Source organism: Alteromonas sp. S005, from assembly GCF_036864475.1.
Classification (GTDB): domain Bacteria; phylum Pseudomonadota; class Gammaproteobacteria; order Enterobacterales; family Alteromonadaceae; genus Alteromonas.
In genome coordinates, this window is the sequence record NZ_JAZETN010000012.1 from 1 (window position 1) to 24,864 (window position 24,864).

Annotated in this window: 20 protein-coding genes and 2 pseudogenes; 8 read left to right on the plus strand and 14 right to left on the minus strand. The window is 43.1% G+C overall.

Annotation, left to right across the window (positions count from 1 at the left end):
• From V7R55_RS13670 to V7R55_RS13680, 3 genes are all read left to right on the plus strand, one after another.
• On the plus strand, positions 1-2,058 hold a 2,058-nt coding region (locus tag V7R55_RS13670), incomplete at its 5' end, for an SDR family NAD(P)-dependent oxidoreductase (RefSeq protein WP_334059944.1).
• Positions 2,059-2,157: 99 nt separating this feature from the next.
• Positions 2,158-2,469, plus strand: coding sequence for a hypothetical protein (locus V7R55_RS13675; protein WP_012516843.1), 312 nt, complete (start codon positions 2,158-2,160; stop codon positions 2,467-2,469).
• A 15-nt stretch (positions 2,470-2,484) separates the two neighbouring features.
• Positions 2,485-3,474: a hypothetical protein gene (locus V7R55_RS13680; RefSeq protein ID WP_334059945.1), complete on the plus strand. Its 990-nt coding sequence runs from the start codon at positions 2,485-2,487 to the stop codon at positions 3,472-3,474.
• A 263-nt stretch (positions 3,475-3,737) separates the two neighbouring features.
• Here V7R55_RS13680 and V7R55_RS13685 read toward each other — a convergent pair whose 3' ends face one another.
• The 9 genes from V7R55_RS13685 to V7R55_RS13725 form a co-directional block, all read right to left on the minus strand.
• Positions 3,738-4,436 (minus strand): heparan-alpha-glucosaminide N-acetyltransferase, encoded by a 699-nt coding sequence (locus V7R55_RS13685; RefSeq protein WP_014996994.1) that lies wholly within the window; start codon positions 4,434-4,436, stop codon positions 3,738-3,740.
• Positions 4,437-4,450: 14 nt separating this feature from the next.
• Entirely contained in the window at positions 4,451-4,933 is a 483-nt protein-coding gene (locus V7R55_RS13690) for a YybH family protein (RefSeq protein WP_012516840.1), read from the minus strand.
• Between the two features lie 34 nt (positions 4,934-4,967).
• Complete coding sequence (locus tag V7R55_RS13695; protein ID WP_242514749.1) at positions 4,968-5,429, minus strand: YybH family protein; 462 nt, start codon at positions 5,427-5,429, stop codon at positions 4,968-4,970.
• A 29-nt stretch (positions 5,430-5,458) separates the two neighbouring features.
• On the minus strand, positions 5,459-6,373 hold the full coding sequence (locus V7R55_RS13700) for a copper resistance D family protein (RefSeq protein ID WP_168533842.1): 915 nt from the start codon (positions 6,371-6,373) through the stop codon (positions 5,459-5,461).
• A gap of 8 nt (positions 6,374-6,381) precedes the next feature.
• Positions 6,382-6,774: a copper resistance CopC family protein gene (locus V7R55_RS13705; protein WP_156079163.1), complete on the minus strand. Its 393-nt coding sequence runs from the start codon at positions 6,772-6,774 to the stop codon at positions 6,382-6,384.
• A gap of 257 nt (positions 6,775-7,031) precedes the next feature.
• Positions 7,032-10,169 carry an efflux RND transporter permease subunit gene (locus tag V7R55_RS13710; protein ID WP_168463059.1) on the minus strand — a complete coding sequence of 1,046 codons (3,138 nt, stop codon included), beginning with the start codon at positions 10,167-10,169 and terminating at the stop codon, positions 7,032-7,034.
• Complete coding sequence (locus V7R55_RS13715; RefSeq protein ID WP_334059946.1) at positions 10,166-12,184, minus strand: efflux RND transporter periplasmic adaptor subunit; 2,019 nt, start codon at positions 12,182-12,184, stop codon at positions 10,166-10,168. The genes V7R55_RS13710 and V7R55_RS13715 overlap by 4 nt, the downstream gene beginning before the upstream one ends.
• On the minus strand, positions 12,181-13,545 hold the full coding sequence (locus tag V7R55_RS13720) for a TolC family protein (protein WP_014996986.1): 1,365 nt from the start codon (positions 13,543-13,545) through the stop codon (positions 12,181-12,183). Before V7R55_RS13720 ends, V7R55_RS13715 begins: the two co-directional genes overlap by 4 nt.
• A complete protein-coding gene (locus V7R55_RS13725; protein ID WP_049587499.1) occupies positions 13,545-14,054 on the minus strand; it encodes a DUF411 domain-containing protein in 510 nt (169 codons plus the stop codon). Before V7R55_RS13725 ends, V7R55_RS13720 begins: the two co-directional genes overlap by 1 nt.
• Positions 14,055-14,801: 747 nt before the next feature.
• Here V7R55_RS13725 and V7R55_RS13730 point away from each other — a divergent pair.
• The 3 genes from V7R55_RS13730 to V7R55_RS13740 all read left to right on the plus strand — a co-directional run bounded on the left by V7R55_RS13730 (position 14,802) and on the right by V7R55_RS13740 (position 18,952).
• Complete coding sequence (locus V7R55_RS13730) at positions 14,802-15,485, plus strand: heavy metal response regulator transcription factor (protein ID WP_012516830.1); 684 nt, start codon at positions 14,802-14,804, stop codon at positions 15,483-15,485.
• A complete protein-coding gene (locus V7R55_RS13735) occupies positions 15,469-16,875 on the plus strand; it encodes a heavy metal sensor histidine kinase (RefSeq protein WP_334059947.1) in 1,407 nt (468 codons plus the stop codon). The genes V7R55_RS13730 and V7R55_RS13735 overlap by 17 nt, the downstream gene beginning before the upstream one ends.
• Positions 16,876-18,310: 1,435 nt before the next feature.
• Complete coding sequence (locus V7R55_RS13740) at positions 18,311-18,952, plus strand: hypothetical protein (protein ID WP_334059948.1); 642 nt, start codon at positions 18,311-18,313, stop codon at positions 18,950-18,952.
• Between the two features lie 58 nt (positions 18,953-19,010).
• Here the strand turns inward: V7R55_RS13740 and V7R55_RS13745 are convergent, their stop codons facing one another.
• Both V7R55_RS13745 and V7R55_RS13750 read right to left on the minus strand, forming a co-directional pair.
• Positions 19,011-19,964 (minus strand): DNA replication terminus site-binding protein, encoded by a 954-nt coding sequence (locus V7R55_RS13745; protein WP_334059949.1) that lies wholly within the window; start codon positions 19,962-19,964, stop codon positions 19,011-19,013.
• 382 nt (positions 19,965-20,346) lie between these two features.
• The gene (locus V7R55_RS13750) at positions 20,347-21,030 is read right to left on the minus strand and encodes a hypothetical protein (RefSeq protein WP_334059950.1); all 684 of its coding nucleotides are present in this window, start codon (positions 21,028-21,030) and stop codon (positions 20,347-20,349) included.
• 158 nt (positions 21,031-21,188) lie between these two features.
• On the opposite strand from V7R55_RS13750, the gene V7R55_RS19520 reads away from it, so the two are divergent.
• Complete coding sequence (locus V7R55_RS19520; RefSeq protein ID WP_438823595.1) at positions 21,189-21,914, plus strand: hypothetical protein; 726 nt, start codon at positions 21,189-21,191, stop codon at positions 21,912-21,914.
• Between the two features lie 954 nt (positions 21,915-22,868).
• Here the strand turns inward: V7R55_RS19520 and V7R55_RS19525 are convergent.
• Positions 22,869-23,099 (minus strand): DUF429 domain-containing protein, encoded by a 231-nt coding sequence (locus V7R55_RS19525; protein ID WP_438823597.1) that lies wholly within the window; start codon positions 23,097-23,099, stop codon positions 22,869-22,871.
• 269 nt (positions 23,100-23,368) lie between these two features.
• Here V7R55_RS19525 and V7R55_RS13765 point away from each other — a divergent pair, with 269 nt between their 5' ends.
• On the plus strand, positions 23,369-23,506 hold the full coding sequence (locus V7R55_RS13765) for a hypothetical protein (RefSeq protein ID WP_334059953.1): 138 nt from the start codon (positions 23,369-23,371) through the stop codon (positions 23,504-23,506).
• A gap of 378 nt (positions 23,507-23,884) precedes the next feature.
• Here the strand turns inward: V7R55_RS13765 and V7R55_RS13770 are convergent.
• Together V7R55_RS13770 and V7R55_RS13775 are read right to left on the minus strand one after the other, a co-directional pair.
• Positions 23,885-24,088: pseudogene (locus V7R55_RS13770) on the minus strand (dGTPase); the annotation flags it as partial.
• 148 nt (positions 24,089-24,236) lie between these two features.
• Positions 24,237-24,668: pseudogene (locus tag V7R55_RS13775) on the minus strand (IS3 family transposase); the annotation flags it as partial.
• Between the last annotated feature and the right edge of the window lie 196 nt (positions 24,669-24,864).

Consider the following 24,864-nt stretch of genomic DNA (forward strand, 5'->3'; position numbering starts at 1 on the left):
CTTACAAAAGAGCTTCTACTCTCCTACCCTTTTATCCAGATCGTAGCACTTTGTAGAAATCCAGAAACTTTACAACAGCTTAAAAGGTCTTATGGGGATAGGGTCAGAATCGAGTGTATCGATTTCACTAATAGGGATTGTATTAAAAGCCTTCAAAACGTTGTCAATCAGCATACTCACTTTAGCTACCTGATCCATTGCGCAGGTGTTGTCATGCCATTTGGAGATATTAGCAACGTCGCCCCTGATGAGTGGGAGGCAACCCAATGGATAAATGTCGAAGTACCTCGCCTTTTAACGCAGATATGCTTAAAAAAATTTAGTCATAGCCGCGTGATGTTTTTAACCAGTGATTTGCCAGTACAACCCGTTGCTGGCGCCTCAGCTTATTGTGTGAGCAAAGCATCATTAAATATGCTGTGCCAGTGTTTTCAACTTGAAGTCGATAACGATATTGCTGTTTTTACAACTGTGGCTCCTGGAAACGTCGACACCAAAATGCAGGAAACGATAAGGCAAGCTTCAAATCACGCGTTGCCTGCATCGGAGTTAATGCGCAGTATGTATTCAGCAAACAAGCTTTTACCTCCCCGATTAGTTGCACAATATCTGCGACAATTGCTGAGCGATATCACGCCAAACACTTTTGGTAGTCGTAGTTGGAATTTACTAGAGAGTATTGTTGAAGTTTCACCTGCAAAACAGACAAAAACAGATTCAATCACGCGGGCTACTGAAACAAGTTTGGTAGAACTGGCAAGTCTTGTTGACGGCGCATTCTGGTCACCGGGTAGTGCAGAATATGAAGAAAACAGGAAAGTATTCAATCAAGGTGTTTCGCGTTTTCCGTTAGTAATTATTCAACCTAAAACAAAGACCGATATTATACACATTGTCAGATGTGCAAAGCAGTTGCGCTTATCTATTACAATTAAGGGTCAAGGGCATGGTGTAAGTGGCATGTCGGTCCTTAACAATGCAATTGTAATTGATATGTCGATGTTTAAAACAACTGTACTGAATGTTGATAAGAGCTCAGTAAACGTCGGCGCAGGCGTCAAAAATAGTGAATTGGACCATTTTCTAGCGCAACACAACAAAGTAGTTCCTTTGGGTACCTGTCCCGATGTTGGTGTTGTCGGCGCAACATTGGGAGGGGGGATCGGTTTTTTGTCCAGAAAGCTTGGTTTGAGTTGCGACAATGTGCTCGCGTTTGGATTGATAACTGCTGACGGTAAAGTAAGACAAGTGACCGAATCCCAACATCCGGATTTGTTTTGGGCATTAAAAGGGTGTGGCCATGGTCAATTTGGCGTTGTGACCGATGTCACGTTTAAATTACACGATGCCCCCCAAAATATTGATGGCCGAATACTCGAGTGGCCATTATGTCACGCACGATCTATTCTTAGGCAATATAGCAAAACAGTGCTCAGTGATAACAGATCGGTTTTTCTATATGCATATCTCTCGCGATCGATGGAAGATAAAGCTCGAATTTCGATAATGGGGTTTAGTGAGGACTCGGTGCAGGGTTTGGATTCTGTAGCCAAATGGCAAGACGGTGCCAAATTGTTAAGTAGGCGGTCGCAATACGTTGAATGCCAATCCAATGACTACGATAGTGATCTGAGTTTGTATTGGCGAAATGGCATAATTGAAGGCGAGCTATCAGACGAATTCATTGAAACACTTTTATCGTGTTACCGAGCTTGTCCGGTAAATTCAGGTGGATTTATGCTAGACCCGCTTTGTGGCGCTATTCAGGATGTAAACGCTGACGATTCGGCATTTATTCACCGCAACGCTTCTTTCGTCTGTAGTATCACAGGGATCACTCAAGCTGAATGTGACGATACTGAAGTTATCGATTGGGTGAATAAATCTTTCGATTTGCTATTACCGTTTTTTAATGGTCATTCTTACCAAAATTATGACATGGGGAATGGGTCGCCACTTGCTCTTTACTACGGCCAACACACAGCTCGTTTGAAATTATTAAAACAACAATACGATCCTACTGGTCTGTTTATGAGCTCTCTTCTGCGCCCTGACTAAAAAACTTTTAGTCATTGCTGTGACGATTTCGATATTGTGAACGTATGTTCTACCCATATTGAATTGGCATTGTGGTTACTTGTAACAAGGAAATAGTTTATGAAAAGATGGATATGTTTGTTTCTTGTGATGTCATCATCGCTCGCACATCCAAATGATCGTGAGCATGGCGATTTTTACAGAGGATTAACTGGTCTTAAAGCACAAATTGATGAAATTAATCGTGACTTGATTTTGCTGGAAAATGCCACCCTTTCGAGTTCAGAAGTCAACAGGCGACTGGCTCGGATTGAGCAACAAATTGATGACGCAAATAAGAAAATTTCAGAGGCTTCTGACGCAGAGTTACGTGAGTTGAGTGCTCAAGAGTTAGAGCAGGTAAAGCGGTCTTTGCAGGTTCTCAACATGTAAGACATTCGAATGTAATTGCAACCCCATTTAAATCAACTGCATAAATCGACTAAATCTGAAACACTACTCGCTTCTTGGATGAACCATGTTCAAAGTTCGCGAACGAAGGCAGTTAAAGATGAAGCTGAAAGCGACTTAGTTGCCTTGAGAGAAGCAACGGATCGTGAACTGATAGAACTACAAATGAACACGCAGCGGCAAATTAATTCACTGACTGAGAGGCACGAAAACGATATTGTTCGCCTCACTCAAGACCATAAGGAAGAAGTAAGGCGTCTTGAGCAATTAAATTTAGACAAGGTTCAATATGCAGAGACAGCATTTGAAAATCTAATGGGAGAAACAGAAACACAAAATGGGCTGATATTTAAAAATCTAGCGGTCTCCATATATCTTCGCCGGTTCTTAATGGAAGATGGTTACGATCGTTTTTTTAACGACTTAACGCTTACTTCAATTGATGAAACAGCAACGGTTCGGTGTGATCCAAGCATATTAAGAGAAGTGATTTCAATTCAAGAGCACGCAATTTCACGGTTTGAAAAAGTCAAAAACAAGCTAGAAGATGCTAAAATGCTGTATTACGAAGCATTACTAGATCTTGCATTTTATGAGGCTGAAATGTCGCGGTTTGGTATATTGAATGTCGATGCGACACAACGGATCAATGAAAACCTTGTAGCTTTTGAGCAGAATTTACTCTTTTGGTTAAACGAAGAACGAAGCGAATACAAAACACCAGAGCGGTTACCGCGTTTCATTTTTCGCGTAATCTGCATGGTAGACAGCTTGGTTTTTATCAGGGGATGTTTGAAACTTCACGAAATTTTTGAAGAAAAACCCGCTAAAGCCGAAATATTATCACAAGTGTCTGCATTGCTGGTAGAAAACGATATGGCTACTGTAAGACAAATAACTGACGTAATAGAGTCAAGAGAATGCAACTCTTTGTGGTCAAAATACACCAACTTCAAAGAAGAACGACCAAAACTGTTTGAGTATTAACGGTAGTCTGGGTTTGTTGGCACTAAAAGCACAATCTTCTCCGAATTAATCTTGCGTTGCTGTAAACACATTAGCGTTGATATCGAGAGTGTATCGACACACGCATTTGCGCGCAAGCGCATATGCGTTTATCAAGCATTACTCTGCTGCCTTGACTCTACCTTCCCTCATAATGTGCATATCTCATCGTAATTTTATGTCTGCGGCAGCATAGCGGATATTAATTACTGAAGGTGATTTATGGCAAAGTAAAAGGTGCATAGTTACACCGATGAGCTAAACCAATAGATAGTACCAAACAGCGCAAAAAAGATAGGTTGATGCAATATGTAAACCGCTAAACTATGCCGTCCGAGAAGAGTCAAGTTATTCGGGATATTCCATTTTGCAAACGGATCAAATCCGCTTTTCAAAACGTGCCCTATCGCAATACCAAACAATACAACACCTATCCATGGAAAAATCGCAACGTAATCGTTTGGAGAATGAGGTAGTGACAAACTGATCAGATTAAATGGCCATTTACTGGATACTAGGCCAATGTTAAACAACGTGACCGCAACAAAACCCAACAACAGCGACAATATGGGTTTTCTAATCAACGGAACACACAAAACACTCGCTACAGCAATAAAATGCAATACGCCAAAGAATATCCAGTTTGCATTAAAAAAATAATACGTAAAAAGCGATATTACCGCGGCCCAGAACGCTATGGAAAACAGCCGCAGTAAAAACATTTTTAGACTAAATTTTCGATAATTCCCGAGCACGAGCGACGCGCCTACACTCACGAAGAAGAGCGTCAATATTACATACCGAAACTCCCTCCACCCTTTTCCATTGGGGACATTCCAATCAACCCAACCAAAGAAACGAAGGTCGTAAGCAAAATGGAACACAACCATCAACACAATGGCTAACGTTCGTATTGCATCCAATGTGATATTGCGATTTTGCACGGAATTCAACGTTGTTAACGGTGCTTATGTGGCTTATTATCACGGGTAGATGAATGCGAATGAATGACCTTCCATCCTTCATCAGTTCGGCGAAACAAATAGGTTTGAAATCCTTTTTTATCAAAAACTGCGCCGGTTTTGCGTACTTCTCCTGAAACATTTACTGTCGTAACTGCCCAAGCGAAGTCTCCTTCAACGTTTGTTTCGATATCTAGAATATCAATGGTCAATCGTTTCAATACCTCTTTTTCCGGCTCTACATGATTTTTGACCAAATCCTCTAACCCTTTATTCTGACCGCCTGACTCAATGTAACGCGCACCTACCTGGCCAAGATAATGTTGATAGAACGGCATACCGTTACCAGACTCCCACCCCTTTTCAATATCTTGGATCATTTCTAGTATCTCGGTTTCGTCGTTCGTTTGCTCAGACGCATAAATGTATGGTGATGTGGCTAAAAAAATAACAACGCAGCTTGCATAGAAAAGTTTCATCGTTTTGACCTTTTTATTTTAATTTGGTGGGGAGTTAGTGAGACCAATGAATATGACTGATTTTCCACTGTCCATTGATCAGCGTTAAAAAGAGCGTTTCATTGCCTGTCCTATCAATATCTCGACCTTTATAGTTTCCAGAAGTGTGACTTCTTGAAATGGAGACAGCTGTATTACCATGCACACGAACATGATGCTCAATCGTCTTCGTGGTTACGGCAGATGAAAATTGCATGTCTGCTTGCAAATGATGTGCACGATATTCGTCGGCACTGCGCTCAATTCTGCCACCTTCCAAAATAAGGACATCATCGGCAAGTAAGCTCATGACTGTCTCTGCATTAGCCTCGGAGAGTGCTTTGTGGAATTGTTTTGCTATTATTCCTGCGTCGGAGTCTAGCCCTGAGAACATAGGACTATTACTGGTGTCGTTATGCGTTTTATCATGAGCATTAACACAGTTAGTTAACAGCAAAGGAAAGAGTATGATTGACAACAAGTAGATTTTTTTCATTTTGTGTTTCTTCAATAATTGGGGCCTACGGCGGTACTTAACACCACCGTCACCATTAAAATAGATATCCCTATACAAAGTTCGATTTGGATTGATTTTTGAAGCGTTCGAGGACTGGTTATGCCGGTTAAAAGCTGAGGAACCAATCGCAGTTTGTGTAACAACGCGATTAGAAAGATAGCACCAACAAACAACAGCTTAACAAGCAATACAAAGCCGTAGTTTGTGTCGAGCAAACTGCTAACAGAACGCACAAGTTGCCAAGCCAGTAGTAAACCAGCAATAATTAGCCCCCCAATGGGGTACATCGCCGATTTCCCAAATTTTGTCATGACATGGTGCAAATTGGGGGTAGAAAGCTCTACGCACGTCCTTGAAAGAGGCCAGAGTGAACCCACCCACGCGAGCGCAATAACGGCATGAGCAGCCAGGATAAATTTTAAACTAGGTTGTAACTGTTGAGTATGCCCAGTTAACGTAAATGTATACCCAAATCCTGCCAACGCAATAACAATGAAAATTCCAAGAGAGAGACTTGAAATAATGGCGGTTTTTCTAATTGAATGACCTAAATAGGTTAAATATAGTAGCGCACTTGCGAACAGCACTAGTCGACTTTTTGCAACATCTCCGAGCGTTGAATGCGCGACCATCTCTCGCATAACGGGGTCAAACATACCAGCGTATCCAGATTGAGCGAGCTGCCCAACCTGAAACAAAAAGTCAAAAGCACTAAAAATGATGCCAATGACCGCAAACAAACGCATGTGCCTTGTTACCGTTGTTTGTAAGCTTGCGGGTAGAGTAAATTTGGTGTCAGTATCAGTATTGGTAATGCACAAAATCCAACCACCACCAAGCAGCGCTGATACGCCGAGATAAACACCAAACTTTGAAATCAACAACCCCAACTGCCAAATGTCCATAGCGTCCTCTAATGGTTGCCGTGCGTGCTGTCGTGCTTTTTGTCGTTATGTTTCATCATTGAAGCATGCACCATAAAACTAAAAGCCCCTTCCATTTTGTGACCGTCCTGACCTAGCAACATCCAATTGACAGTGTATGTATCTACTGGTAATCCGGGTAATTCGTAACTAAAGGCACTAGCGAGTTCCGTACTTGGCTTAAACTCAAACGGAATGGTTTCCCCACTTTTCGATTGCAATGTGACTCTAGCCAACCTTACAGGCTTGGTAAAAACCAATGATAGTTCAGGTGGAGATGACATCAACATTGCATTATCCTTAGGCGTAGATGTCTTGAGTGTTGTGTGAGCAAAAGTTGAAAAACTTAAGGCTATCATGAGCATTGAAAAGATTAGTTTCATTTGAAGTCTCCTTAGACTTGATGGGTTATAGATGACACAAATGCTTCAATATTGATGGCATTTGGGTCAATGGTATTGTCGATCAGCAAGCCTGTGACGTCTTTCATCATCGCGCTGGGCCCAGGTAAAAAAATGTTCACCCTGAATGTAGTAGATATCAAACCAGACCATGTAAAGGCCGCTTAACGACCAAAACAACACCTGCCCGCCGACTAGCAGCATAAGCCAACGATGTGAACGGCGAACAGGTCCTTTCATTACGCAACGACAGCCAAGTATTTAAGCTGTTGTTTGCGCCATATTAAATAAATGGCAGGCAATATGAGTAGTGTCAGAATAATCGCACTAACCATTCCTCCCACCATCGGCGCGGCAATCCGACTCATGACTTCGGAACCCGTACCAGAGCCATATAAAACCGGCAGCAATCCAAAGATGATAGTGGCCGTTGTCATCATGACGGGACGAACACGCAATCCTGCACCGTGCAGTACTGCCTCGGTCAACATCTCGGCGCTCGGTAAGGTACCCCCTTCTTTGCATCTATCCATCAGTGCCTGATATTCATGATTGAGATATACAAGCATAATGACTCCTATTTCTACAGCGACACCGGCCAAGGCAATGAAACCTACGCCTACGGCCACGGAGAAATTAAAGCCTTCGATGTACATAAGCCATATGCTGCCAACCATCGACAATGGCAACGTCCCCATAATAATCGCCACTTCAATGAAGTTTCGGAAGTTGAGGTACAATAGAATAACGATTATAGCGAGCGTCAAAGGCACAACGTAAGTGAGCTTCTCCTTTGCCCTTAACATATACTCGTATTGGCCAGACCAATTAATTGAATAGCCGGCGGGTAAAACGAGTTGTTCAGCAACAACTTGCTGCGCGGTAGCCACATACGTGCCTATGTCTACACCATCGATGTCAACATACACCCATCCATTGAGCCGCGCGTTTTCACTCTTGATACCCGGTGGTCCGTCTTCGATGTAGACGTCAGCAACATCAGCTAAGGCTATACGTTTTCCTTGTGGTGTCACTACAGGTAACAAAGAAAGCGACTCTGGAGAGCTTCGGTATGACTGCGGATAACGAATATTTACTGGATAGCGCTCCAGCCCTTCTACACTCTGTGTTACGTTAACACCGCCAATTGCACTAGAGACAATTTGCTGAACATCAGCGATATTGAGCCCATATCGGGCGGCTTTTTCGCGATCAATGTCGACTTTCAAGTAGCGACCGCCAGCGACGCGTTCAGAATACACTGAAGCCGTGCCATCGACGTCAGTTAATATTGACTCAATTTGTTGGCCGATTTTTTGAATTTCCATTAGATCGGGACCACCAATTTTAATCCCAACAGGGGTTTTAATTCCTGTGGCAAGCATGTCAATTCGGGTTTTTATTGGCATCACCCATGCGTTGGTTAAGCCCGGTAAATTGACCACTGCATCAAACTCTTTAATAAGGTCCTGCGTGGTCATCCCTTCTCGCCATTGTTCTTTGGGTTTCAATTGAATGAATGTCTCAATCATGGTCAGTGGCGCGGGGTCCGTCGCCGTATCCGCCCGCCCTACTTTGCCAAATACCGTTTCTACTTCTGGCACGGTTTTTATTAATTTGTTGGTCTGTTGAAGAAGCTCTCGTGCCTTCCCGATTGATATGCCGGCATAGGTGGTTGGCATATACATCAAATCGCCTTCGTCAAGCGGGGGAATAAATTCACTACCAATTTTATCAATTGGCCAAAGCCCGATAGCCAAGACAATCAATGCTGCGACCATCGTTGACTTTGGAAAGCGCAAAACTGTCTTGAGCGTCGGTATGTATAAAAACGTTAAAAACTTGTTGACTGGGTTTTTGTGTTCAGGCAACACCTTTCCACGTACAAAATACCCCATTAAGACTGGGACCAGTGTAATCGCAAGTGCCGCTGATGCAGCCATTGCATATGTTTTCGTATAAGCAAGAGGGGAAAACATCCTCCCTTCCTGGGCCTCAAGCGTAAAAACAGGTACAAAACTAACCGTAATGATCAACAAACTGAAAAATAACGCAGGTCCAACTTCGACCGCAGAATCGATAACAACCTGCCAGCGATTTTCCTTGGTAAGAGGCGTCTTTTCCATGTGTTTGTGCATATTTTCAATCATAACGATCGCACCATCACTCATGGCGCCAATGGCAATAGCAATGCCGCCCAACGACATGATATTGGCATTGATACCTTGCATATACATAACGATTAGCGCGGTAATGATCCCAACAGGAATACTGATGATAGCGACGAGTGACGACCGAACATGAAAAAGAAAGGCGACACATACCAAAGCGACTACGATAAACTCTTCTAATAGTTTTGAAGCTAGGTTATCAACGGCCCTTTCAATTAATGCGGAACGGTCATAAACAGTGACCACCTCAACGCCATCAGGTAGTCCTTTTTTTAAGTCCTCTAGTTTTGCTTTGACGCCATCTATCGTTTTTTGAGCATTCTCGCCAAAACGCATCACGACAATACCGCCGACTGTTTCCCCTTCGCCGTTTAGCTCTGCTATACCGCGGCGCATTTGTGGACCGATATCTACAGTGGCAATATCCCTTATTAAAAGCGGTGTGCCATTGTCATTGACGCCAAGAGGAATAGTTTCGATATCCTTCTTATCAGAAATATACCCCGTAGCACGAACCATGTACTCAGCTTCTGCAAGCTCCACTACAGAGGCCCCAACTTCTTGATTCCCTCGCTTTATTGCCATCTGAATATGAGAAAGCGGTATACCGTAAGCGCGGAGTTTTTCAGGATCTACTTTCACTTGATACTGTTTCACCATACCCCCTAGCGCCGAGACTTCGGACACGCCAGGCACAGTTTGGAGCTCAAATTTCAAGAACCAGTCTTGCAAACTGCGTAATTGAGAAATATCGTGTTGGCCGGTTCTGTCGACCAATGCATACAGATAAACCCAACCAACGCCTGTGGCATCTGGACCTAATTGCGGCCTGGCGTTTTCAGGTAGATTGGGGGCAACTTGCGATAAATATTCAAGCACCCTGCTTCTTGCCCAATATAAGTCGGTATCATCATCAAAAATGATATAAACGTAGGAGTCACCGAAAAACGAATAACCTCGAACCGTTTGTGCACCCGGTACGGAAAGCATGGCGGTCGTTAGCGGGTACGTTACCTGATCTTCTACAACTTGTGGCGCTTGACCAGGATAACTCGTTTTGATTATCACTTGGACATCGGATAAATCTGGGATCGCGTCTACTGGCGTATTTTTCATTGTAACTAAACCGCCACCGACTATGATGATGGTTGCGAGTAAAACAAAGAAGCGGTTTGAGACCGACCAACGTATGATTGCTTCTATCATTCGTGCGCTCCTTCATGTTGGCTGTGATCCATCGTTCCTTTATCAGATGCTTGTATATGTAATGTGGTAATAACGTACGCACCGTCTTGGGTTTTGGTAATTTCGATGTGCAGTCGCATACCAGCGGTAATGTCAGATAAATCAATCTCATTAGCGACGTTGAAATCCATTGTCATTGCAGGCCAATCCCACGCCTCAATAGGGTCATGTTCAAGGCTTAACTGGTTGCTAGCACTCATCACTGCATTGACCGTTGCTTGAGTCCACACAGCGTCGACAGCGGTACTTGTTTCACTACTTGCCTCTTCAACAACATGAATGGTAGAAACAAGATATTCGCCACTTGAGGATTTTGAAATTTCAATATGCGCAAGCGTTCCAGAGGCCAAATCAGACAAGGTAATGTTATCTGCCACGTTAAAATCCATCGTCATCGCGGGCCAATCCCACTCTTTTATAGCGGGATGATCGACATTTATCATTCGATGCCCATCCATTACAGAATTAATCTTGACTTCAGTCCAAACGCTTTCAGACATAGTCGCCTGTGTACTTTGTGCTGAATCGATAATGTGCACGGTTGTCACCACATATTGACCATCAGTTTGCTTGCTGATCTCGATATGTGCCGATGAACCACCTTTGACCGTTGCTAAATTGATATGCTCCGCTACCACAAAATCCATGGTCATCGACGGCCAATCCCATTCTGGAATTGGACCATGTTTTGCAGTTATCATGTTGTGAGAAGGCATCACGTCTGTGATCATCACCTCTGTGAAGACCGATGTTGGACTTTCTTCAGGGGGTTCCATTCGCTTAAAGTCAGAGCTAATACTGCTCTCTGAATCAAGCATAAATTGAGCGGAGGTGACAATGCTGTCACCATCGATCAGTCCTTCAAGTACTTCTGTAAACTCGTCAACCACTCGCCCAATTTTGATTGCAACTGATTTAAATTTTCCATCTCCCAATGCCAATACAACGCGATTTTGATTGCCTGTTCGAATAACCGCTTCGGTTGGCACGATCAAGTTGGTCGAATCCATATCAGAGTGGATAGTCACTTGAGCGAACATGTTCGGCTTTAACGTATAATCTTGATTAGCAAAGCGAAGACGCACACGCAGTGTGCGGGTACTCTGTTCAAGGGTTGGGTAGACGTAGTCTACAACGCCTTGCCACGTCTTTCCGGGGAGGAAATCTAATGTCATAGTAACAGGCAGCCCTTCCACTATTTGGGCGGTTTGTCGCTCAAATACCTCTGCATCAACCCAAACCTCATCCAATGCACCAATCGACATGACTGTAACGCCAGGTTTTATAAAAAAACCTTCTCGAATGTTTAAATTATCTACGAATCCGGTTTGGGGTGCGGAAAAGGTAACGGTTTGCTGAACATTTTTTGTTTTTGTTAACGTCTCCACGACGTCTTCAGGCACTTGCAATGCATTTAAGCGAGAACGAGCAGCTACGATCAGATCTTTGTTGTTTCTGCGCATAGCAAGCAGCAATTCTTCTTGTGCATTCACTAACTCAGGCGAGTATAGAGAGTAAAGTGGTTCCCCTTTTTTAACATATTCTCCTGATGCTTTTACATGCAGTGTTTCTATCCAGCCTTCAACGCGAGGATGCACATGGATTAATGTTTCTTCGTTGTATTGAACGTACCCGACAGTTCTAATAGGGACATGCAGCGCGCGGCGCTGCACTTTCGCAGTTCGAACACCAAGGTTGTTCTCCACATTTGGCGCTATAGTAATTGTTCCTGAGCCCGCATCACCACTTGAACTTTCTTCGTAGACAGGAATGAGATCCATGCCCATCGGAGACTTTCCTGGTTCGTCTCTGCGGTAATTTGGGTCCATCGGCGCAACCCAATACAACGGTTGCTTCTCTTCGTTTTGCTCATTATTCGCGGTGGATGATGAAGATGGTATCAGAAACGTGAATGCCAACGCAGTCATAATACCGCCTGCTACCCCGCCTATGACGAGTGCTTTAATTGTGCTCATTGTTGTTCTCCGATTTGAGACAAAGGAATACCTGCGTTGGTATCAAAGTAATAGTTGAGTTGAATTTTTGTTTTGACCAAATCCACACTGATATCCAGTGCGTCAATTCTGGCATTAAGATCCGCAATACGAGCACGCACTACCTCAGCAAAGTCTCCTTCGTCGTTGGTATAAGCATTGAGCGATGCCTCAGCTTGCTCTTGCATTTGCTCTAACAATTCGAGTTCGTACAGCGCTTGTCGCTCCATTAATCGCTCATTTTCCGCATATAAAGACTGGATGTATGACATCATTTCTCTGAGGACTAAGCGCTTGTCGGTTTTAATGGCTTCAGATAGGCTTACGGCAGCCGAAACCTCTTGGTCTTGGCGGTTTTCTGTAAAAAGAGGTACATCGAAACTTACACCCATCGATAAAAAATCTGCTCGACTTGTACCGTCGGGCGTGTCGTCTCTGTAGGCGTAACTAGCGTTAACCCCCCATTGTGGCTTGTATTTTTCTTTGGCAAGGTCAATACCGGTTTGGCTGGCGCGAATTCTTTGCTCTATCGAGAGGATCAAAGGGTGTTGATTGAGAACCATTGCAAGCGATTGTTGATCTCTGCGCTCAAGTATTGTTCTCATATTCTGCCCCATGTTTTTGATCTCAGGTAGGGCATGCGGCAACGTTAATCGAGAAAAGGCATCAAATCCCGATTGACTTGGATAATTTTGATCTCTAACTAGCCACTCTAGAAGCTTCCCTGTGGCTCTTTCTTCTAATGCTCGTAGTTTAGTAAGTCGGTCTTCCAACCTTGTTAATTCCAACTTTGCACGAACGATATCTTGCTGATTTACGCGTCCAAAGGCAGTTGAATAATTTGCCTTTGCGATATCGCTGAGCTGTTCAAATAACGCTTTATCTTCATCAATTAGCTTTACACTTTGCTGCGCCCGATATATTTCTAACCATAAGTTTGATACTTGAACGCGTGCTTTGGCCACTCGGTCGGCTCTCATCAGGGGATGCTCTGCTGCTTGCTCCCGCAATTGACGAGACCTTATGGCTAACGAATCACCACGAGGAAACATCTGTGACACACCTACTTTTAGCTGAGTCATGGGCTCTTGATCAAACGCAAAACCATCAGTGGGTACATTTGCTAAACCGATGTTGACAACGGGGTCTGGTAGGCTCGAGGCGACGACACTACTGGACAATGTGGCACGTTCACGATGTGCACTGCTAACGAGCCATGGATCATTTTCTACCGCTATTTCTACTGCACGTTTGAGCGTTAATTTTTCATTCGCGATAGCGGGAGAGACCATCGAGAACGAGAACGCTCCCCAAATAGAAACAAAAAGACAAAACCGGTTCATTAGAATTGCTCCTCATAGGTGTTGACTTCAGCAAAGGTCGTAACTGAACCATCTACATTGAGTTGCAATACAAGGTAAGGTTGGAATCGTTCGTCAACTTCCATGCCCGGCGATCCAATTGGCATGGCTGGAACGCTCAACCCTAAAACCCCTTCAGGAGGGTTTTCTAAAAATTGTTGGATGTATTTTGCGGGTATGTGCCCCTCAAATACAAACCCGTCCTGAGAAAGAGCAGTATGGCAGGAGCGATACTGGGGTTCGATGCCATGTTTATCTTTAACTCTGGACATTAGCGCGACATTTGTCACATCTGTTTCAAAACCATGTTCTTCAATATGTCGTACCCATTTTTGACAACATCTACATGTTCTACTTTTGTAGACATCCAATGTAATTTTCGGGGCCTGTGTTGCAGACTTTGCATCATTATTTGCTTGCAGGACATCACTGCACGCCGTTAAAAAGAGGACTACAGAAACCAGAGCCCAAAACGGTATATTTTTTTTCATAAACAACTCTCACATATATTGAATTTCGCACGCTTCACGATGGAAACATCACGTGCAGTAACTGTTAGTCTTTACATCGACTAACCTGATTACACGAGAGAGTATTTTGGGGGGCGTAAATGTATAGCGATAAAGACTTTATGCAGCCTTGCTTGTCTGGTTAGGACTGGGGTGTTCAACAGTTTTGATGTTTCGAGATTCGCCCCAGCCAACATGCCGAGCTGAAAGGCAGCCATGGGACAACAGCAATCTTGATTGCAACAATTCTCTGATACATCATGTGTTGAGTGGGCCATGTGATGACCGATTCTGTTATCTATTTCATGCACCATATCGCTTGCACATGGCACAGCTACACTCGCGAAAGACCCGCTTACTTGCACGCTCAACAAAGCGATAACAACGAGGTATTTGACGAATGAAAGTTTCACTTAAACCTGACTCCTTTAATGAAACGCGTTTTCACGGATTAGCTACGGCAATGAGAATATCAAATGGCCCTGACAGTCAGATTACCTTGACATTACAATTTTGTAATTATGAGCGATATTGATAGCGAAAGTGTATTTTTAGTTGAATATTTGCGACTTCGAGCTACGATGTGGTGCGCTCATTAGTATATTGAATACTCTGTTGGTTGCTGGCATACGTTTTATTATTAGTATACTAACAGCATTTTACGATTGCGGTGTATTCAACAGGCTTACTCCATTGAATTAAAGCTATGCAGCAGGTTACTCACATACCATGAAAATACTTGTAGTCGAAGACGAAGTAAAAACCGGCGATTACATCAAACAAGGGCTAATTGAATCCGGCTTTGTTGTAGAATTAGTAAGGACTGGCCTGGATGGTCACCACAAATCGATGATTGGTGATTATGAATTAATCGTACTCGATGTAATGCTGCCCGACATAGAAGGTTGGAAAATCCTGTCTTCATTGAGAGAGTCTGGTAAATTTACACCCGTTCTTTTTTTAACCGCTCGCGATCACGTTAATGACAGAGTCAAAGGACTTGAGTTAGGCGCAGACGATTATTTGGTTAAACCGTTTGCTTTCGCGGAACTCCTCGCAAGAGTGCGCACCTTGATCAGGAGAGGGACGTCTGTCCCTAACAACACGTTACACATTGCAGATTTGGAGCTTGATATCCCTTCTCGCGTTGCGAAGCGCGGTGGCAAAGTAATCAATCTGACGACTAAAGAGTTTACATTGCTTGAACTAATGGTCAGACGTCAAGGTGAAGTATTGCCCCGTTCTTTGATCGCCTCTCAGGTATGGGACATGAATTTTGACAGTGACACGAATGTCATTGATGTCGCTATCCGAAGATTGCGTGCAAAAATTGATGATGACTTTCCTGTAAAGCTAATTCAAACTGTCAGGGGGATGGGCTATAAAATGAGTGTAGATGATAGTAACGAATAAACTAAAACGGCCAAACTCTCTTGCGTTTAGAGTCACTATACTTGTTGGCATTACCGTATTTTTGTGCCTTACAATAATCAGCTTAATCGTTCAACAATCAATTGCAACGCATTTTGCTGAACAGGATGCTGATGAATTAAATGAGGTATTCCATGCTGTAAAACGAAAGCTTAGCGAAGCATACACTGAAAAGATGGCACCTTCGAGTATCCTCGTTGAAGCAGTGTCTGGTCATCATGGAGTCTATTACCTTGTGCAAAATGAAGATGGAGAATCCGTATTTTCGAGTAAAGGCGTTGACTTGCACAAATACCCCGGTCAATTGTTTGACAACGATCTTATAACGCCTGATATGTTGACACTTTTTTTTGATGGATCCCATATGTTGCGAGCAACTGAAGCTCTCGTGACCGTCAGCACTGGTCAGAATAAGTCTACATACCGTGTTGTGGTAGCCTCAAACATGGAATTTCACATGAATTACATGGAAGACTTTGAAAAGACGTTATGGGGCATTATTTTCGTGTCTGGTTTGATCACGATAATAGTGGCACGTTTTGCTGTGTATCGAGGCCACTCGCCGCTACGAAAACTGAGTAGAAAAATAGGTTCTATTACTGCTGACAAGCTCGATATCCGACTAAATCCTTTAGAGGTACCGGTCGAGCTCGCAGGATTAGTGGGGTCGTTTAATGCTATGATTGAACGACTCGAAGCTGGCTTTGAGCAACTTTCATATTTTTCTGCGGACATTGCGCATGAATTGAGAACACCGGTCACAAACCTGACAACTCAAACGCAGGTTATTCTGAATCAACCGCGCACTGAAAGTGAATATGTTGATATTTTATATTCTAATTTGGAAGAATACGAACGTATGACCAAGATGGTCAGTGACATGTTACTTCTAGCCAAAACGGAACATGGACTCGTCAAGCCACAGTTAGAGCGACTAAATTGCCGAGCAGAGCTTCAAGAATTAGTTGAGTATTTTGAACTACTGGCAGAAGAAAGACAAATTCAAATTCGCATCCGAGGGGCCGATGCCACAATTGATTGCGATAGGTCCATGTTTCGACAAGCTATGAGTAATCTATTATCAAACGCAATTCGATATTCCTTCGAAAACGCGATTGTTAAGGTAGCAGTATCTACCAACGATGAACATACAAAAATTACCGTTTCAAATCCAGGCCCGAAAATCTCTGACGACCATCTTCAGAGACTTTTTGATCGCTTTTTTAGAGCAGACCCTTCACGAAAAAATCATGGTCAAGGCGTTGGTTTAGGATTGACTATCGCTCGTTCATTGCTTCACATGAACGGAGCTAAACTAACGGTTAGCTCAGATGACAACTTAACCGTATTTGTTGTTTCATTCCACAAATAATCAATCAAACTTCGTCCTGGACTCTAAACAGGTGGTCACTTTCTGAAGCTGATGTATCGGCCACTTCCCCTCATTTGTCATGTTTGCGCTTTCCAACACCTGCTTCATAAAACTGGACATTTCATCATTAATCTTAATACAGTTGCCGGTATAGGCTTAACTTGTGTGTATCAACGATTGATCTAACAGTTCGGAATAAGTTGATTAATACCTTCGGAAAAAACCAAGCCTAGAGCCTCACTACCAAATTGGGAAACTCATTTTTCAGTTCCTCAATTATTGGATAAAGAATGATAACCTGCTCACAGTGAAAAACACCTGGAGCCAGATGGAAAACGCACATCTGTCGTGTTGTTTCAGCTGCTATAATAGTCGTCATCATTGACTCATTGTGGCCAATCACACTTAGGACTATTTCATTCGCATCGTTTGAAATTTTCCCACACGCTCGGACGGTGACGCCACAAATATCAGTGCCATTGTGTATGTTTATAAAAAGCCAAAATGCTATTTTTCGAAAAACGGATTGCGCAGGAGTCTACCAAGATCTATCCTGGAAAAAGCAGCTAACAACTATGTCACTAAACTGCTATCAAAACGAACCCATGTTGATACTGTTGGAGTGTCAAGAGTTTGCCCAATAAAATGTTGTTCAGAAAAATCAAACCGATTAGCAGGGTGTTTACTATCGCAGCTAGGTGACCCGATATTAGTGCTGTCACTGAAGCTTTTTACCAATCGGCTACGTCAATTAACCATTATCTTGTAGGCTGCGTCTAAATTGTTATACATCCATTCTAGAGCAGCCTTTCCATGGTGGTCACAGAGACCGAGCTCCAAGAGAACATCTATCTGACGTAGATTTTCCATCAATTTCTTAGCTTGAGAAACAAGAAAATTTGTAAGCCCAAGTGCAAGCACAACACTAAGTACAACCGCAGCGTTGTTAAGTTTTGCAAGCCCATCTAACAACTCTACCTGGCAGATAAACTTAAAGTCAGAACTAATATCTACATAGTACCCCTCGGTACTATACCAAAGGGCTTTTGATAGCAAGAGGATGGTGGTCTACGACAACACAGCAATTCTATACATAAGACTATCAAATCCGCCCCCATTTGCCTCACTGTAATGCTTTTGAAGAATTCAGCTGGGGTTTCCCTTATGAGCCCACCGTCGTTGTCATCGGTAACAAGAAATACCCTGTCTATAAAAAAATACCTTCCTTTCCTGAAAAGCGAGCGCCACAGAAGTACTGCGTGGATGAACGTGTGAGTCGTAGTACCTGCAGACGTGACAGATGTAATAAATGGGAGTCACCGAAACCTAATGGCTATTTGGTGAGTAGCCGTTCCTTGGCCAATTCGTTGTTTGCCGATTTACGTAATTGAACGCTTGGTACAGGTCTAAAACATATTAGAGGGAGAGTCCTTCTGTGATGCAAGATAAACGAGAGAGCGGCGTTATACCTAATGGCGTTACTTTTGGCACTGAAGTGCTTGTTATGCCAAGCCTGATAGGTAGCGTATTCACCCACGCTGGTGGTACCGACACAGTAAGTTATAAGCCGAACAAGTACAGCTGGGTAAAAAAGGGGGATGTCATTGCAGAAGTGTATATTAGCCGTCCAAAGACAAAGTTTGGATTGATTAATGATATCTTCTTTAACGATATCATCTCGAAAGTACCCATTAAGAGTCCTGCAAGTGGTTTGGCGCTTCATAGCGAATACAGTGATAACTTTACAGTAGAATTGAAAGATGATGTGCCTCCCATCGCTAATTTTTCATTGCTCCTTCCTAGTGATGAAGTGCGTGAAGTATCTGGTGCTTCACTTTTTAGGGCGGCGGTGAACTTGATCAAAGAGAACAGTGACCTCTTGTATAAAGAATCGAGACGCTGGACGATGAAGGGGAAAACGCCTCAGGAGTTAGAAAGCTTATTAGCACAGCAATTGGCTGCAAATTGTCGGCGATACCCGGCTACACCGTATTATGACGATTATTTAGATGAGGCCAGGACGGAATTTCCCGAACTGAGGCAGCACCTTAAACACCTTGTAAACAGAGAGGAGTGAAAAGTATAAACAAAGCAATGTGGCAACAACATTCGCCCATCGCGGTAACCTAACAAGGTTAGATTTTCGCTAAATGAGCTTCACGTCTTTTGTCTGCCTCGGTAATCGGCCTCGTATAGAGGTTGATAGCTTCGTTCAAGCACTCCCACGCATGCCCTTGCCTATTTGCTTTACGTTTTTGCGGCACATGGGCGCTTAATGGACGAATAGTGGGCACATCCTCGTAATTACACAAAATAACGGGCTGTGCGGCGTTGATAGTATTTACCACCGGCTTACCCTGTGCTGCCCCGTAATAAAGCGACAAATTCACCGACGCATTGCGTGTCTTACGTATATAAAAGCGGTGGGGGTGCTGTGTGCCCATGATACGCGCTTTTATCTCGTTTAGTTGTGTATCGTTGAGACCAGACTTGCTGTTATACAGATACAACACAGCGCGCTCAGGCGTTAGCCTTTGGTCAGCATTCTTGTAAGCCCAATAGAAATTCACACTTTTAAGCGCGGTATCCGTATCAGGGCGACAGTTAATGACATCGATATGCCGATACAGCTGATAGGAGATAATTTCGGCGCCACGGTGTTGATGTAAGAACTCGTGTTTCTGCAAATGATTGCGCCCGTGTGAGCCATCAGGCTTTCTATCCTGCACGCAGTGTTTGATAGCCGTCTTCGTACTGTTAATGGCGATAATGGTATCAATGACGTCGTCATGGTTCTCAAGCAAAAGGATGCCAGGGTACTTGCCCGCCACCCGGCCTGAAATATCATGAGAAGGACGATGGAAGCACTTTAAGGCATTAAGACAACGCATCTGCGCCTGAACATTGAACATATCGCGGTGGCCAAGCATTAGCTCACCGGCAGAGAACGCTTTAAAGTCCTCTTTAGTGATGTCATCAATATTGGCAAAATAAGCAGTAGGTGCTAACCGCATGGCACTATAAAGCGACTCATACAATTCATCCAAAGTCGTGAGCAAACCATTAAAGCGCGCAAAGTCATTCACCATCACCACATCCTCTTATCAATTGAACCTAACCCCTATTGTATTATATTTACAGACCACCTTCATATAAAAACACCCATAAAACCCACCCGCGGACCACACAAAGTGGCATCCACCCTGCAAACCCGCCCTACCGAACCAGCCGAAGGCGCGCGCGAGTTGGCATGAGGGGCACCTCGGTGGTGGATGAGGGACGCCTTCTTTGAAATACCTGTTTGAAGGTGGTCTGTAATTAGTGATGGGTAGTCTTGTTTTTCGTGGTAATCGTTGAGTAGAAAGTCGGTGTGATTGCAGTGGAAAAACAGGCGCTTGTACGTGAAATCTGAGGAATATTACGGGGCTCACTCCTCGTAAATCGCAGAGGAGCGCCCTATTCTTTGTAGGTTTAAATGCTACGACGTCTAAGCAATAACAATATTGCGCCGAGCGCGAAAATGACACTGGTTTGTGGCGCTGGCACAGCGACGTCATTATCAGTTGCGGTGACCGTTCTGGAGACCAGTTGGCTTTCGAAGTTAATTGCCAATTGTGAGAGTTCGTTTAGATAAAAGACAATTTGCCCCTCTTCTTTAAGTGCATTGTCTTCAATTGTAAATCTATAAAAGTCTTTCGTTATGAAAAAGAGAGCTTGTCCTGTGCGAGTATTTACATAGGCTTCGTTATCATTGGAAGTATCCACCCTCTCAATCACAGGAAACTCAACTATCAAGGCATCCAGTAATGAGAATAGAGGAGTGATATCAAAGGAGGTGAGATCGTAATAATTATCACCTCTCGATGGCCCGAACCGTGACACTAAAATATCGTCACCCGAACCAAACTCGCCAATTCCATTATCGCCATCAAGCCAATAAGAATAGTAGGGGCGACTGTCGTCATAGGTAAACGACACCGCAAATGGATTTGCAGTTAAAGCATTCAGTTCAGTGCCAATGTCCGTACCACTGATATAATTAACACCGTAATATTCATAGCCAGTATAACTAAGTGAATAATCATACTTGATAATGTCAGCCAACGCGTTCGCATAAACAAATAGCAGAAATAAAGCTGTTAAAGTACGTGTCATAGTTCTCATCCTTTTGTGAACGCACAACAACTAGCAAAATATATGCCCCGCCGTATAGAACAGTAACTAGCGCAGAGATAAGGTCAAGAAGCCCAACCTTTTGTAAAAAGATCGGACACAAACCACACTTCTGACATAACAGAGTTCGGTCTTCGAGCGTGGGTTGCTCTCCACATGATAGCTCAAATGCCGTTTTCGGCATTCGCAATACCGTTTTCGGCATTCGCAATACCGTTTTCGGCATTCTCAATGCCGTTTTCGGCATACTCAATACCGTTTTCGGCATACTCAATACCGTTTTCGGCATTCGCAATACCGTTTTCGGCATTCGCAATACCGTTTTCGGCATTCTCAATGCCGTTTTCGGCATACTCAATACCGTTTTCGGCATACTCAATACCGTTTTCGGCACTCCCAATGCCGTTTTCGGCACTCCCAATGCCGTTTTCGGCACTCCCAATGCCGTTTGGCACTCAAATGCCGTTTTCGGCATTCTCAATGCCGTTTTCGGCATTCTCAATGCCGTTTTCGGCATTCCCAATGCCGTTTTCGGCATTCGCAATACCGTTTTCGGCATTCTCAATACCGTTTTCGGCATTCTCAATGCCGTTTTCGGCATACTCAATACCGTTTTCGGCATTCGCAATACCGTTTTCGGCATACTCAATGCCGTTTTCGGCATTCGCAATACCGTTTTCGGCATTCTCAATGCCGTTTTCGGCATACTCAATACCGTTTTCGGCATACTCAATACCGTTTTCGGCATACTCAATGCCGTTTTCGGCACTCCCAATGCCGTTTGGCACTCAAATGCCGTTTTCGGCACTTACAGAGCAAACAAGAAACGATTATTACGATCGATCAATTTAAAAAAATCATCTTAATAAAATCACTTAGATAAGTTCCCACTAGTCTTTCCTATAACAGAAAACATCTGTCTTCAATCGACGAATTTTTGTTTTAATAAGGTACATATAAATTTATTTTTTCCAAATTTGGAAATCGCATACCTTCGCGAAGGTACTATACGTATTTGAGTCGATTTAATAAGCATATGCTTTCTAAAAGTGGATCGCGAAAGTAATTATTTTGAATTTGTTTGAAAACTAGTAGTACTTAGCTAAATATATGACGAGACTTTAGCCCCTCACTTTATCTGAGTTAAACTACTTTTTGCGATTACATGACCAATGAGATTTCTAATTTGGTCTATCAAGAGCTCAAATGCATGTTTTTTCTAAATGACTTGCACCAGCTCCGTGACGAACAACCAGAGCGTTTGAGACAACGGTTCGGGGAATATTTTAAAGCTGAACTACACAGCAAGCTTGGCAAAACCAAGCGACATGATCAGATTATCGGTAACCTGCTGTTTTTTACTACAGAATAATTAAATGATTTAAAAGTTGGACTACCAGAATATACCAAGCAGACATTAAACATTAAGCGCGACTGAAACAATAGACGAACTTAGCCTGTTTATAAATTCAGGTTTGAAATTCGTTAACTGCCCGACATACGACATTTGCATCATACCTTGGATTCGAAGGTACTGTTTTTAGCTCTTCGACGAGCGTCATGCGATACATTAACAAATTAGGGAATCTACGATATCCTCTCACACTACATCTTTTCAAAGATTTTTTCCAACGCTTACTTATATATCGACTCGCTTATTGCGAGGTGCTCTAAAAGTCAGCCAAGACGTTATTGTATTCCTTCTGCCCGCTTCATTTCTCGATAGTATTAGTCCCATTGTTAAACATGCAAAAACCCAAGCTCCGGATGAGCTTCGGCGACAACAACCTGTAGCTTTGAGTTATCAATAAGCAGATCATCTATCTCGCGGAACTTGTCAAGAATATGATAAATTTGCTATGAGGTCTTTTTCCTGTCAACTTCTCGCTGACATTGCACGCTTCTGTATACGATTCAGTGTAAAGACATGACCTTACAGGAGATGGAAAAGTAGTTGAACCTCTGGCCTTTAATAGCTCCCAAGCCGCATAATCACAAACTCTGGCTTCACTGCCTTTATCATGCAGTCCAATAGAAATATCGATAACAATCCTTCTACCTCACGAAACAGACTTATCAGATCAGCAACTGAGCAGACAATACCCATTCGCTAATGACTTGCATAGAGTGCTGCGTACAACCAACCTTGTTAACACCCACCTACCTCAACATTCCAATTAGAACGTTCAGAAATATAGAAACTATCTAGTTTTGTCTTTTTACCGTTAGTCGCAAACCCTCCCGTCAAATCTGTCATGATATGACAGAGAAAAGTTGATCTAATGAAAAAAGAACCTGAAAGCAAGTGATATTCTGATTTATGAAGATAATTGAACTGACACTAACCGCAAGTGAAGACTCTGATATTTCAGACGCTGAAAGGCTCGACAATATTCGGAAGCATATTCCTGAACACGACGCGCTCTTCGCTGGATTTCCTGCCAGCCATTTTCGATAGCTGGAGTTACCAAAAATAGCCTCGGCAGAAGCCATGGTAAAGGCAACACGTTCGCTGCTATATTGAAAACGCTGGTTGCTCTGGATTATCTTATCCATGTTATGTCTGATCAGGGTGAAACGAAAGAAGCTATCGCTATGGCCAGAAAATAATGGTATTGGGCTCCCTCGCTCAGCACTTATTGTTTAAACGTACCCCCCATAGAATTAGTCCCAAAATTACAACCGCCAAAAAAGAGTAGCCCAAAATTGCGAAAAAATTCATGTTCTTTCCTACAAAAATTTAAAGGCAAGCTTGTCGCCGCGATCATTGAAAATAGAGCGTGAAATGTCCATAAAAAGCTAAATATGTAAGAGTCAACTCTATCCGCCCTGTCTACTGCACTTCTAAGGAATGGGTTAGGCGACTCCGAACAGCCGCGTTGGTCTCCAGTGGAAAGACCTGAGTTTTTTGCTGAAGGCGACGTACTGCTGCTGAATTTATAGCCCGTCCTCGGTCGCTTTCCATTTCTTCGTTGAAATCTCTTTCTTGAATCTCAGATTCTCTTACCCGAGCACCTCTCAGCTTGCTAATATAATTCATGAAAATCGCCTACCCCTTAAACTCAATTACCTTTATATTACTGATTATGCTACATTAATTAGTAAAGTAGGCAAACTATTTAAAAGCTATATCTGATTACATATTTCTTGACTACTTTCAGTCCGCTTTTTGAATCGACACCAATATTCTAGATACTTCCTCGCCGCTCTTGATGTCGTTTTTCATACTCTACTGGCGAAGGCATATCATTGGAACCATGTTTTCGTTGATTGTTATAGAACATCTCTATTTAATCGAAGATATCACTTCTGGCATCGTCTCTTGTTGAATAGATCGTTCGCTTTATCCGTTCACGCTTTAGAAACTGGAAGAAGCTCTCAGCTACTGCATTATCATGACGGTTACCTCGTCGGCTCATGCAGCCTTCAAGATCATTCGCTTTAAGGAAGTGTTGCCAATCATGGCTTGTATATTGGCTACCTTGGTCTGAATGAACTGTCACCATTTTCTTAGGGTTACGTCACCATACAGCAATTAACAATGCATCTAACACAATATCCTTTGTGATCCGTGACTTCATCGACCAAACAATCACTTTACGCGAGAACAAGTCGACTATTTGAGTATGTAGCTTGGCATAGCGTTCAAATTTGTTACTGGCTTCTCTATCGAGGAACTACTTAATCACTTAACAACTTTGGTTGCAGCCAAAGTCTTGGCGTCACTTTACCCACCTTCGAAAAGAAACGACATGTATTTAAAGAAGAGTCTTAAATACAAGTCAATTGATTAACTGCGATGGGAAACCACTTCGT